This is a genomic window from Arthrobacter sp. AK01 (genome assembly GCF_021109375.1).
In the GTDB taxonomy this organism is placed as follows: domain Bacteria; phylum Actinomycetota; class Actinomycetes; order Actinomycetales; family Micrococcaceae; genus Arthrobacter.
The window spans coordinates 1-12,262 of sequence record NZ_JAJOHP010000025.1 but is presented as its reverse complement, the minus strand read 5'-3'; the positions used below and the strand labels follow the sequence as shown (position 1 = coordinate 12,262).

At 63.4% G+C, this 12,262-nt stretch carries 9 protein-coding genes; 2 read left to right on the top strand and 7 right to left on the bottom strand.

Going from position 1 to position 12,262, the window contains the following annotated elements:
* Window positions 1-41: 41 nt before the first annotated feature.
* The 3 genes from LN996_RS10640 to LN996_RS10630 all read right to left on the bottom strand — a co-directional run bounded on the left by LN996_RS10640 (window position 42) and on the right by LN996_RS10630 (window position 3,805).
* Window positions 42-1,916: a bifunctional sugar phosphate isomerase/epimerase/4-hydroxyphenylpyruvate dioxygenase family protein gene (locus tag LN996_RS10640; RefSeq protein ID WP_231340356.1), complete on the bottom strand. Its 1,875-nt coding sequence runs from the start codon at window positions 1,914-1,916 to the stop codon at window positions 42-44.
* Window positions 1,916-2,830, bottom strand: a complete 915-nt coding sequence (locus LN996_RS10635; protein WP_231340355.1) for a shikimate dehydrogenase — start codon at window positions 2,828-2,830, stop codon at window positions 1,916-1,918. The genes LN996_RS10640 and LN996_RS10635 overlap by 1 nt, the downstream gene beginning before the upstream one ends.
* Before the next feature lie 204 nt (window positions 2,831-3,034).
* Window positions 3,035-3,805 (bottom strand): IclR family transcriptional regulator, encoded by a 771-nt coding sequence (locus LN996_RS10630; protein WP_231340354.1) that lies wholly within the window; start codon window positions 3,803-3,805, stop codon window positions 3,035-3,037.
* Between the two features lie 203 nt (window positions 3,806-4,008).
* On the opposite strand from LN996_RS10630, the gene LN996_RS10625 reads away from it, so the two are divergent.
* Entirely contained in the window at window positions 4,009-5,346 is a 1,338-nt protein-coding gene (locus tag LN996_RS10625; RefSeq protein ID WP_231340353.1) for an MFS transporter, read from the top strand.
* A gap of 144 nt (window positions 5,347-5,490) precedes the next feature.
* Here the strand turns inward: LN996_RS10625 and LN996_RS10620 are convergent, their stop codons facing one another.
* Window positions 5,491-7,368, bottom strand: a complete 1,878-nt coding sequence (locus tag LN996_RS10620; protein WP_231340352.1) for an S-layer homology domain-containing protein — start codon at window positions 7,366-7,368, stop codon at window positions 5,491-5,493.
* Window positions 7,369-7,478: 110 nt separating this feature from the next.
* Window positions 7,479-10,202, bottom strand: coding sequence for an FG-GAP-like repeat-containing protein (locus LN996_RS10615; protein ID WP_231340351.1), 2,724 nt, complete (start codon window positions 10,200-10,202; stop codon window positions 7,479-7,481).
* Between the two features lie 229 nt (window positions 10,203-10,431).
* Between LN996_RS10615 and LN996_RS10610 the strand changes: the two genes are divergently transcribed.
* The gene (locus LN996_RS10610; RefSeq protein ID WP_089597727.1) at window positions 10,432-10,668 is read left to right on the top strand and encodes a hypothetical protein; all 237 of its coding nucleotides are present in this window, start codon (window positions 10,432-10,434) and stop codon (window positions 10,666-10,668) included.
* Between the two features lie 23 nt (window positions 10,669-10,691).
* Here the strand turns inward: LN996_RS10610 and LN996_RS10605 are convergent, their stop codons facing one another.
* The gene (locus tag LN996_RS10605; RefSeq protein ID WP_159707990.1) at window positions 10,692-10,979 is read right to left on the bottom strand and encodes a MoaD/ThiS family protein; all 288 of its coding nucleotides are present in this window, start codon (window positions 10,977-10,979) and stop codon (window positions 10,692-10,694) included.
* A 7-nt stretch (window positions 10,980-10,986) separates the two neighbouring features.
* Window positions 10,987-12,225 (bottom strand): WD40/YVTN/BNR-like repeat-containing protein, encoded by a 1,239-nt coding sequence (locus tag LN996_RS10600; protein ID WP_374202220.1) that lies wholly within the window; start codon window positions 12,223-12,225, stop codon window positions 10,987-10,989.
* Between the last annotated feature and the right edge of the window lie 37 nt (window positions 12,226-12,262).

Sequence of the window (12,262 nt, the reverse complement as noted above, 5' to 3'; positions counted from 1 at the left end):
TCGGTTGATGGGTTCTCTTTGTTTGCGGGGCGGCGGCGGGGTTACACCCGGTGGAGCGAGTCGTATTGGACGGCGTGGCGCACCGGGGCGTTGGGCGCCCCATAACCGTCATAGCTGCCCCGACGTTCCACCATTTCGAAGAACACACTGCCCACGGTGGCGGTGTAGAAGTGGAGGAATTCGCCGTTGGCGTCCCGGTCATACAGGAGGTTGAGCTCCTTGAGGGTGCCCAGGAACCCGGGTTCAAGATCGAACCGGGCGTCCAGGTCCTCGTAATAGTTGGCCGGAATCTGCAGGAACTCAAGGCCACGGTCGCGGGCTGACCTGGCCGTGGCCACGAGGTCGTCCACGGCGAAGGCGATGTGTTCCTGATACGTTTTGCGAGCTGTTTCCTGGGCTTGCTGGGCGGGCGCAAGGTTGAGGACCAGCCTGACCGCGCCGTTGCTTGTCTCCATGACCTGCGAGCGAACCAGTCCGCTGGGGCTGGGAACCTCCGCGAACGGCTGCGGTTCCAAGGCCAAAGCGCTGGTGTAGAAGAGGACGGCTTCATCGAAGTGCTGCCACGGCTGGGCGAGGTTGACGTGGTCGATGACCGCGTTCCGTTGCGCTGCGGAGTGTTCCAGGCCCTCGCCGAACTCGTGCGTCCATGCCGCGGTGCCGTCCGGGCTGCCCTGGCAGAGGAAGATCTCGGTGGAGTCCGGGGCTGAGATGCCTTGGAAGACTTCCTCGTCTGCCTGGACTTTGCGGGCCACCACGGGCGCCTTGAGTTGCTGGGCGCGAGCGGAGGCAATCACGGGAGAGTCGACGTCGAACCCCAAAGCGGCGATAGCCGGTTCCGAGTGCGAGGCCGCTTGTTCGTTGATGATCACGCGGGCCTGGCCCATGGTCCACAGCTGGACATCCTTGGTGCGGTGGCGGCCCTCGAAGCCGAACCCGAGCTGGCCCAGGAGCTTCTCGAGCTGCGCGGTGTCGTCAGCCTTGACTTCGGCGAAGTTGAAGCCGGCGGGTTCGTTCACCTTGGGCAGCGTGGCCAGTTCCATGGGATAACGACGGCGGGACGCGCTTCCGTTGCCGGCTGCGGTTTCACGGGAGGTGCTTGCGAGCCATTTGGCGCTCTGCTCCTCCAGCCAGATCAGGGAGCGCATGGCGTCAACGGCGGTGCGTTCGGTGTCGGACTGCCGGAAAACGTCATTGAAGACTTCCAGGGACACCGGGCCCGTATACCCCGCGCGGACCACGTGGCCCATGAACTTGGCGAGCTCGAACTGGCCTTCGCCCGGGAACACGCGGTAGTGACGGCTCCAGGACAGCACATCCATGGAGAGCTTGGGGGCGTCTGCAACCTGGACGAAGAAGATCTTCTCCGCGTTGATGTCCTCAATGGGCGCAGTGTCCCAGTCGCGGGACAGGATGTGGAAGGAGTCCAGGCACGTGCCCAGGTTGGGGTGGTCCACCATTTCCACCAGGCGGTACGCGTGCTCGTAGTCGTTGACGTACTTGCCCCAGGCCAGCGCTTCGTAGGCGACCTTGACGCCGTGATCCCCGGCCAGCCCGGCGAGTTCGGCCAGCTGGGAAGCGCGGAGTTCGTCGTCGTCGATTGTTGCCGTGGCTACGTTGGAGCACACCAGGATGGTGTCCATGCCCAGGCGGGACATGAGCTTGAACTTGGCCTCCGCCCGGCGAAGGTTGGCCTTCAGCAGGTCCGGAGTGACGCCGTCGAAATCCCGGAACGGCTGGTAAAGATCAAGGCCCAAGCCAAGATCTGCAGCCATGCTCCGGACTTCCTCCGGACTGTGCGGGGACGTGACGAGGTCTTGCTCGAAGATCTCGATGCCGTCGAAACCCGCAATCGCGCAGGCCTGCATCTTCTCCTTCAGCGTGCCGGACAGGCAGACCGTGGCGATTCCGGTGCGCATCAGTGGCCCGCCTTCGTCAGCTCGGGGGCCAGCGCGGCCGCGGCGTCTTCCACGGCGATCAGTTCCAGGAAGTGCGACCGCATCCGTTCGCGGTTGGCTTCCCGCCCGGTGATGAGCTGGAAGGCATCCGCCGCCTGGCCGACTGCCATGCGACCGCCGTCCAGGACATCGCAGCCCTTGGCGCGTGCTTCGCGGACCAGTTGCGTTTCGATGGGGCGGTAGACGATGTCGGCCACCCAGTGGCGCGGTTCCAGCAGTTCGATGTCCAAGGGAAGACCCGGGTGGGCCGCCATGCCGATGGGAGTGCAGTGCACCAGGCCGTCGGCGAGGGGCATGACCTGGCTCAGCTCGCTGGTGCTCCGCGGCGTGACAGTGGCTTCCGGAAAGAGCCCGCCGAGTTCGGAGGCACGTTCTGCGGCGCGGGCGGGATCCATGTCCACGAGGTCCAGCGTGCCGACGCCGGCCTTGAGGAGCGCATAGGCAACGGCGGAGCCGGCACCGCCTGCACCGAGCTGGACCACGCGGTCCAGCTTCGCGTCCGGCAGTCCGGTGGCGAGCGCAGCGCCGAAGCCGGAGAAGTCCGTGTTGTGGCCGATCAGCCGACCGTCCTGGATGAGGACCGTATTGACGGCACCCAGGCGACGGGCGTCGTCGGAAATTTCATCAAGGTGCCCAAGCAACAGCTGCTTGCACGGGTGGGTGATGTTCAGGCCGTTGAAGCCCATGCGCTGTGCTGCGGTCAGGAGATCACCGACGGCGGTGGCCGGCAACGCGAGTTCCAACAGGTCGATGGGGCGGTACAGCAAGCGAAGGCCCTGCACATCGGCTTCACGTTCGTGCATGGGCGGCGTGAGCGAGGGCATGACGCCTTCGCCTATGAGGCCCACCAGAACGGACTCGGCTCGGTTGCTCATCCTAAAGCTCCTTTGACTTCAGCACCGCGGGCTTCTTGCGCTTTTCTGGGGCGCCGCCTGACCGGGTGTTATTTAGACTACTACAAGTGTTCATATTCCGCACGCATGTTCTTATCGCGAACATTTGCTGGGAGCGCACCCAATCAAGTCGCAGCTCAAGGCGTTATGAGGCCCTAAAACGGCTTTAACTGCGACTCAGTTGGGTCAGCGCTGGGGCAGGCGGGCCGCGAGTTCCGCCGCAGCCTCCTGCAGAGTGGGAACGTGGGCGATGAGTTCCTCCAGGGTCAGGCGGAAGACGGGCACAGCGACGGCCACGGAGGCGAAGGCGTGGCCCTGGGAGTTCAGAACCGGCACAGCAACAGCACGCATGCCAATCTCGTTCTCCTCATCCATCACCGCGTAGCCCTGCCGGCGTACCTGCTCGATCTCCGCCCGGAACGCGTCGCGGTCAGTGATGGAATGTTCCGTGAGTGGATCCAGGGGCAGCTCCTCCAGGAGGCGCTTCCGCTCGATCTCTTCTTCGAACGCCACAATGGCCTTGCCTACCGACGTCGTATGCAGTGCACCCAGATGGCCGGGATCGCTGGTGACGCGGAAGGTCTTGGGGCCATCCACCTTATTGACCGTCAGATGATGGTTGCCGTCGCGGACGGACAGGATGGTGGCCTCATGCGTGCGCTCGGTAACGCGCTGCAGGACCGGCAAGGCAGTGGCGGCGAAACCGTGATGATTGGAAACCCTCTGACCGAGCTGGAACACGCGCAATCCCAGGTGGTAGCGGCGGCCATCAGGCTCGTAATCCACAAAGCCGTCGCGCGTCAGCGAGCCCAGCAGGCGATAGGTGGTGCTGAACGGCAGGCTGGCGCTCCTGGCCAGGTCAGCCGCGCTTGCACCCCGCGGTTCATTGCCCAGAAGTACCAAAAGGCTTAGGGCTTTGCCGACCATGTCGGTCTTTGTGTCCTCTTTCACACTCATAGCTCGATGCTCTCACATAGTGAGAGCTATTTCTAGATGGTGGTGACATCTCTTGACAAGTGACCCCACTCACAGCCAGTATTGCTGTATTGCACAAGTAGCTCTCACCATGTGGTTACTTTCGGGATGATCCGGCCGCACCTCGTTCTGGTCTTCCCTTTGAAGCTAGATCCGCGACATCGTCGTCACAGAAGGAACCTCCCATGAGCCAAACAATGCCGTCAGCGACGCCAGGCACTGAAACAACCACCGGAACACCCAAGAAAGCCGCGCTTGCCAGCTTCCTGGGCAGCGCCGTCGAGTACTACGACTTCTTCATCTTCGGTTCTGCCGCGGCCCTGATCTTCCCCCACGTATTCTTCCCCTCGGCCGACGCCAACGCGGCCATCATGTCCTTCGCAACCTTCGGCTTCGCCTATGTTGCCCGGCCCGTCGGCGCCGTGATTCTGGGTCACTTCGGCGACCGTATTGGCCGGCAGAAGGTCCTGATGTTCACGCTGGTCCTGATGGGCGCAGCCACGTTCGTCATCGGCTGCCTCCCGGACTTCAAGACCATTGGCTGGTGGGCGCCCGTCCTGCTGGTCCTTGCCCGTCTTTGCCAAGGTCTTTCCGCGGCCGGCGAGCAAGCCGGCGCTTCCTCCATGACCCTTGAACACGCCCCGGACAACCGCCGCTCCTTCTTCACCTCCTGGACCCTTACCGGCACCCAGGGTGGCCAAATCCTGGCGGCACTGGTGTTCATCCCTGTGGTGGCACTGCCGGATGAGATCAAGTACGGCATCGGCTGGCGCATTCCGTTCTGGCTCAGCGCAGTGGTTGTCCTGGTGGCCTTCTTCATCCGCCGCACCCTCCACGAGCCGCCGGCCTTCGCGGAAGCCAAGAAGAACAATGAGATCTCCAAGCTCCCCGTTGCCGATCTCCTGCGGCTGCACTGGCGCGATGTTCTCCGCGTGGTCTGCTGCGCCTTCATCGCCGCAGTCAGCACTGTCTTTGGAACCCTGGCCATCAAGTACGCCCAGGATGTTGCCGGCGTCAACAGCACCATCACGCTCTGGCTGGTGGTCGCAGCAAACGTTGTTGCCCTGGGAACCCAGCCCCTGTTCGGCATGCTCGCGGACAAGATCGGCCGGAAGCCCGTCTTCATCTACGGAGCCTTCGCCAGCGCCATCATGACTCCGGTGTTCCTGCTGACCCTCGAGTCGGGCATGGTGCCGCTCATGTTCCTCGTCTCCGTGGTGTTCTTCTCCTTCGGATACGCCGCAGCAAACGCAGTATGGCCGTCCTTCTACGGTGAAATGTTCAGCACCAAGGTCCGCTTCTCCGGTCTGGCCATCGGCACGCAGCTCGGCTTCCTCATGGCAGGCTTCGCCCCGGCCATCGTCACCGCGCTGGGCGGAACCAAGCCCGGCGGATGGGTTCAGATCTCCATCTTCACCGCAGTCATCTGTGTGATCGCAGCCGTCTCAGCGATGACGGCCCGCGAGTCCGCAAAGACACCCACAGCAGAGCTCGGCCTTCACAAGCAAGCCCAGCACGCCTAAGCCTGACGCTCCAGCCCGCTTTGTCTGGTCTGGAGCACGGAAAGCCCGGGATGTCACCTGACATTCCGGGCTTTTCGCTGTGCCTGAGACGCGACAGGCCGAGACAACTGGGACGGAGCGCGCCGCGCCACCTGAGAGGAGCGTCTAACTGTCCTGCGCGTTGAACCTGTACATGAAGGCGGCCATGGCATCACGATTGACGGGCGTCAGGGGCCGGAAAGTGCGGTCATCCCAGCCGGTGCTGATCTCCGTGGACGCCAACCACGCGATCTCCTTGTAGAACTGGGCGTTGGCCGGGACATCCACGAACGGGGAAGCGGCTGGCGGAACGAAGTCCGTGACCTTGGAGAAGCGGTACAGGAACGCGGCCATGGCATCCCGGTTGACAGGCTGCAAAGGCCGGAACGTCTGGTCCGGCCAGCCACCCGAGATCTTGGTTGACGCCAGCCACGCGATCTCCTTGTAGAACTGGCTGGTGGTCGGAACGTCCACGAACGGCGACGAAGCCGGGGGCGAGAAGGCGGGTTGCCCTGCCAGTCGATAAAGGAACGCCGCCATGGCATCACGGTTCACAGGAAGGAAGGGGCGGTACGTAGCGTCAGGCCAACCCTTGGAGATACCAGTGGATGCCATCCAGCTGATCTGGTGGTCGAACGGCTGCCCCTCAACGATGTCCGCGAACCGCGTGGGCGACCAGTAGGTAAGGTCGGCACTTGTCTGCGCGCCGCTGGTCACGGCAATCTCCTTCGCTTCCGGCTCTTCAGCCACATTTCCGGAGAAGGTGGTGCCGGCCAACCGGACGTTGGTGGTGTTGCCCCGGAGACGGTACGAACCCGTAGTCAGCCCGGTGATCTCGTAGCGTCCTTGGGCATCCGTGACAGCCTTTCGGGTGCTTAGCGAACTATCGCGCGTGTAAGCCTCTACTACCGAGAACGGCAAAGGATGGGCTTGCTGGTCGCGGAGCGTCCCTGTAATGGTTCCACCATTGGTGGCAGTGAAGTCGAATCGTGTCTTTTCCTCATTTCCGGCGAGTGTGATGACCTGCGCGGCGTCAGCACCCTCATGCTCAAGGACTCCGCTGTAGAACTGCCCCTCGAAAGCCCTCCGCCCCGTGAAGATGTCCAAACCGAGCTTGTATTGTCCCGGCGCCAGGCCACTGACCGTGTAGCTTGTTCCGGTCTGGCCTACGATGATCTCCTTCACGACGTTTCCGTCCAGGTCCCACACGGAAATCTGGTGGCTTATGGTTCCAGCCGAAGGCCAAGGCCCGTCCACATACCCGCTGATGCTGGCTCCTGCGTCAGCGGTCATCGTGGCGTTCCAGACGTCCTGTTCCCCTGTGATGGAGACAGTTTCTGCTTCAGCGAAAGACGCGCCACCGCCATACCAAGCGGGCAGGACACCCCCGGTGACTCGAATTTTGTAGTCTCCGCTGGGGAGGCCCCGGAGATCATAGTTGCCGGTGGAGTCTGGGTATTCGGATGCTGCGACACCGCCCGAGGCGTCGATGGCCTCCACTTTCACCGTATTCGTGTCGACGTGGAAGGGCATGTCGACCCTGCCTTGGATCCGGCCGCCACCCATACGCAGGTCAATTCCGGTGACAGACTGCCCCTCATTGACCAGCACGGGAACAAAGGTGTCGAAGTTTGAGCCGCCGTAGATTTCCTCGGGAAACCACGCGGCCTGGCTGGAATGGAAATAGATCTTGTATTCCCCCGCCGGCACGCCAGGAATTGTGTACGTACCATCGAGGTTCACCGTTCCCATCGGAACGGTGGAGGACGGGTTATAGAGATTGATGGCCCAAACGGCCACCTCGCCCAGGTCCACTCCCGAACGGACGGAAATGGTTCCGCTGATCGAACCGCCCGTCGTGCTGCTGAGCGTATCCACACGAACGGCACCGGGGCCCGAGCCAATGGCGTGCGCCGGAACCATTCCCAACACCAACGAAGCAAGCAGTGTTGCCATCATCGCCAGGACAGCCACACGCCAACGCCGGATCCTCAAAAAAGACACGGATTCCCCCAAGATCAAGAGTGGATCGCCGTCCTCATCGCAGCGAATACGGCAATGCTAACGTTCGCCTCCGACAGAAATGGAATCCGTGTCTCAGCTACGACAGATAGCTACCGCGGGTTCAGCGCCACCGGTTTGAACGCGCCCCGGCCCGTCCCGGAGTACATCAACAACGTCCCGTCCCCTGCGACGCCCACCAGGGACGGATCGCCTGTACCGGTAAACGCGTTGCCGATGGCCGCGAAGGTGGTGAACATGTTCCAGCCCGAGCCCAAGTACTGCCGGGCGAGGAAACCTCCGCTGCCGTTGCCCGGGTAGAGCCAAAGTGCGCCGTCAGTCCCCCGAGCCAGCACGTCTTCGCTGCCATCGCCGTTGAAGTCGCTGCCCTGCATCACCGCGTTGAAGATGTTCCAGCCGGTACCGATCTGTCGCCACGGCTGGAATCCGCCCGCACCGTTGCCCGGGTACAACCACATGCTGCCGTCAGCGGCCCTCGCCAAAATATCGGCGCGGCCATCACCCGAAAAATCGCCGGGTGCCAGCAGTTCCGTGAACCCTTGCCATCCCGTCCCGATCTGCTTGCGGGCCAGGAATTGTCCCTTCCCGTCGGTTGGATAAAGCCACAGCGTCCCATCGGAGGCCCTCGCCACGAGATCCGGGTGCTTATCGCCGTCGAAATCCCCGGCACTGAGTACCGCCGTGAAGACGTTCCAGCCCGTCCCGAGCTGCACGCGCGGCAGGAAGCCACCCGACCCGTTGCCTGGGTAGAGCCACAGGACGCCGTTGGTGCCACGCGCCAGGACGTCAGCGACAGCATCGCCGTCGAAATCCCCCGCCTCCCACACTTGGCTGAAGTGGTTCCAGCCGGTTCCAATTGCCAGGCGGTCCGCGAAGCCGGCACCGTCACCCGGGTACAGGATCATGGACGCGCCCGCGAGGACGTCAGCACGCTGATCGCCCGTCAGGTCCTGCCCTCCGACGATGTCACCGGCGCTGTTCCAACCACTTCCGACGGCGGCACGCGGCAGGAAGCCGCCCCCACCATCGCCGGGGTAGACATAAAGCGTGCCGTCAGCAGCGCGGGCAAGGAGCCCGCCGGACCCGCCACCGAAGGAACCGGCAGGGGCGAGGCTGTTGAACGAATCCCAGCCCTGGCCGGCCAGCACCCTGGCAAGGAAACCACCCGAGCCGTTGCCCGGGTAGAGCCACAGGCGACCGTCCGTATCGGAGGCGATCACGTCCGCGCGACCATCGCCGTTGAAGTCACCCGGAGCTACTAACTGGGTGAAGCCCTGCCATCCGATGCCAACCTGGCTTCTGGGCAGGAATCCGCCCTTCCCGTTGCCCGGGTAGAGCCACAGGGCACCGTCGCTGCTGCGTGCCAGAATGTCCGCAAAGCCATCCCCAGTGAAATCGGAAGTGCCCAGCACTGCGTTGAAAATATCCCAGCCGGAGCCGATCCGCACCGAATCCTCCAGGCGGTTCCCGGGCAGGCCCGCGAAAAGGAGCAAGGAGCCGTCGGCTTCGCGGGAAATGACATCGGCGAGTTTGTCGCCGTCGAAATCACCTGCTGAGAACCGCATTCGCGTCTTGAGCTTGGGATCGGCGTTGATGGTGACCGTCGCCGAGGTCGACGTGACGGAATTGATGGTCACCTTGGTACCCGTGTAGGTGGTGAACGTGCTGCCGGCCTGCCACGCGTGGTTCTTTGCGTAGTAGGGCTCAGTGAACGGAACGGTCGACGGCATGAGGATCAGTGACGAGGCAATGGTGGCCCCGCCGCGCTGGACGATTTTGACGCCCTTGTTACCGCTCTGCGTCGATGCCGAGAGGTAGTTGTCGTAGCCCACCGGTTGCCGAAGTTCCAGGTAATAGACCTCGCGGCTGATGGGATCCGTGAACTTGATGGCCCGCTGCGCCTCAGTGCCGCCCCATGGTTTGAGGGTGTAGCTCTTGACCCCCGTGGCAACGCCCACGTCTCGGATTTCGTCGCCGCGGCCCAGCCCGGCGAAGTCCCACAGCGTGGAACTCACCACGGGCGAGGCGTACTGCGCTGCACCCATGATGTCCGTGGTGTCGCCGTACTCGCGGATGTAGCAGGAAGAGTCGGTGAAACGCCCGTTGCTGTCCACCCCAATGTCGGAAGCACCGCTGCGGCACTGCAGCGCATCGGCGTGCATCAAGCCGATCACGTGACCGAATTCGTGGCTCATCACATTGTTGGAGAAGTTGCTGATCTGCGGCATCAGGACGCGACCACTGTAGCTGCCGCTGCTGTAGCCGGCGCCCAGCGCATTCCCGGACAGCGTGGCCGTGGGAACGAAGATCACCAACGCCGTGTAAGGGCTCGCGGACCACTTCAGCTCACTGGTGATGGTGGACATGATGGTGCTGTAACTGTCCGTGGACTTCGCCTTGGACTGGTGCCCGGCCACCTTGCTGGCAACGGACATGGACAGCTTGTTGGCCGTCATCGCTTTCCAGTAGCTGCTGGTCGCAGCCACGGCCTGCTCGGCACCCGCCATCGAAACCGGGTTGGTGTTGTCCGCCAGCTTGGCCGTCACCAGGCGGACGCGGATATCTCCGCCCGGGCCGGCGGCCAGCGCCCCGTCGCGGAGGAGGGAGTCGACGTCGGCCTGTCCCTTGGGTGCGTTGTCGACGGGAGGCGTCTCGAACGTATGCTCCGAGTGCGGTGTTCCTTCCACGAACTGGACGTTCGGATTGTCCGGCCCCGGCAAGGGAACGGCCGTGGCCGGCGCCTGGACGAAAAACAGGCCCGCGGCAAACACCACCAGGCCTGTAGACAACGCGATCGATCGCCGCAAAACACCCATTGAATCTCCCCGGGGATGGAGCCTGTTGGTTCCTGTGAGTCTCAGGAACCGAGATCAGGCTACAGCCGCGGCCGCAGTGCACCCGGAAGGCGGGGCGGGGCCACCGGAAATGCAAGCAACCCGGAATGCTAACCGGACCCTAACCGCCCCGAAATACCGTGGCAACATTGGCCCGCCACACTGGAATAGCCGGCAAGTGCAGGCACAAGCTCCAGCCCAGGAGGCCACAATGTTGAAGGAAGTCACAACACACACAACACGTATACGCGCGATCAGCCAGCTCCACCGTGGAGACGAGATCGAAGCCCGCCTGTCCGTGGGACCCGCCTACGATGACGTGGTCATCCGCCGCGGACAGGTCCAGGAAACCGCGCCGGGAATCGGCGTCGTCTGGATCATGGATCACGCCTCAGGTATGAGGAAGGCCATCAATACCGACGAATGCAGTGTTTGGCGCGTCGCCTGAACCGGCTTGACCCCAAACCCCGCTCAGCCACCGGCCACGGACTGGACAATCAGGACCTCCTGGCCGGCCGCGACCTCCGTATCAAGACCCTTCAGACGCCGGACCTCATCACCGTTCACGTAAATATTCACGAAACGGCGGAGCGCCCCGGTTTCATCACGCAAACGCCTGGCCAGCACCGGATAATCTCCGGTCACAGAATCCAGCAACTGTCCCACGGTCACAGCCCCGTCGGCGGACGCAGTCAGATAGGACTGTCCGCCGACGAGCGGCTGCAGGACACCAGGCAACAGGACCGTAAAGTCAGCCACAACGGACCTAACCAGGTACCGGGGCGCTGGATTGATCGTCCGGAGTGGGGTCAATCGACCGGGCCGCTTCCTCCACAATCACTGCGGCTTCGGCAATCACAGTGGCTTCCGCCGCAGCCAGCGGGGCTTCCACGCCTGCGGCGTTGCCAACCACGACAGCGGCCCGCACGCACAGTACGTCCGGTAGGTGCGAGGCCACTTCAGTAAAGGTCCCGTCCTCGTCGGCGCTGGCGTACACGGCACCGCCGCGGGTTCCGAAATACACGCCAACGGGTTCGGCTGTGTCCACGGACGCCGCATCGCGCAGGACGGCGTTGTATTCGTGGTCCGGAAGTCCCGTGTGCAGTTCAGTCCACGAGTTTCCTGCGTCGTTGGTTCGGTGCACGCTGAGCTTGCTGTCAGGAGGGATGCGTTCGCCATCGGCCTTCAACGGAATGACCCAAGCCGTGCCCTCGCGGCGGGGATGCGTCAGCATGACGAAGCCAAAGTCCGCCGGCAGCCCCTCCGCGATGGAATCCCAATTCTCACCGTTATCGTCCGTGCGGTACACGCCGTGATGGTTCTGCGCATACAAGCGGCCCTCGACGGCGGCATCCGCTGCGATCTTGTGAACGCACTGGCCGAACTCCGGATTGGGATCGGGCATGAAGTAGGCCGAGATTCCCTTGTTGCGGGGCTCCCAGGACGTCCCGCCGTCGAGCGATCTGTAAACGCCGCCAGTGCTCATGGCGATGTGGACCTTTTCGCCGGACGGATCAACCACGATCGAGTGCGCAGCCGCGCCACCATAGCCGGCGCCCCATTCGCTGCGATGCGGGTGGTCCCACAGCCCGCGGTTGAGCTCAAAGTGCTCGCCGCCGTCGGTGGATTTCCACACGGAAATCGGTTCGCAACCAGCCCAGACGACGCCGGGGCGGGAGTCGGCGTCGGGGTGGATCTGCCAGATCCGTTCCAAGGCGGCGTCGGTGCCGTCCGGGAATTTGATGGCGCCTTGCTCAGGCTCGGTCCAGGTGGCACCAAGGTCGTCGGAGTGGGCCACGGTGGGACCCCAATGCTCTGATCGCACACCCACCATGATCCTGGTTTTGCCGCCCCGCGTGTCTATCCCGATGCTGGGTATCTCGCTCATCAGGAAGTGCGGGCCGGAGAGGGACCATTCCTTGCGGTCCGGGCTGGTAGCCAGCCACAGGCCTTTCTTGGTCCCGATCGCTAAGACATAGCTCTCTGCGGTATCTGCGGTTGCCATGAGTCCCATCGAACCATCAGGGCGGGTGGGTGGCAAG

Bases quoted from the DNA above. Each gene is read 5' to 3' on its own strand.
- LN996_RS10640 (WP_231340356.1), bottom strand. From the start codon at position 1,916: ATGCGCACCGGAATCGCCACGGTCTGCCTGTCCGGCACGCTGAAGGAG.
- LN996_RS10635 (WP_231340355.1), bottom strand. From the start codon at position 2,830: ATGAGCAACCGAGCCGAGTCCGTTCTGGTGGGCCTCATAGGCGAAGGC.
- LN996_RS10610 (WP_089597727.1), top strand. From the start codon at position 10,432: ATGTTGAAGGAAGTCACAACACACACAACACGTATACGCGCGATCAGC.
- LN996_RS10615 (WP_231340351.1), bottom strand. From the start codon at position 10,202: ATGGGTGTTTTGCGGCGATCGATCGCGTTGTCTACAGGCCTGGTGGTG.
- LN996_RS10600 (WP_374202220.1), bottom strand. From the start codon at position 12,225: ATGGCAACCGCAGATACCGCAGAGAGCTATGTCTTAGCGATCGGGACC.
- LN996_RS10625 (WP_231340353.1), top strand. From the start codon at position 4,009: ATGAGCCAAACAATGCCGTCAGCGACGCCAGGCACTGAAACAACCACC.
- LN996_RS10630 (WP_231340354.1), bottom strand. From the start codon at position 3,805: ATGAGTGTGAAAGAGGACACAAAGACCGACATGGTCGGCAAAGCCCTA.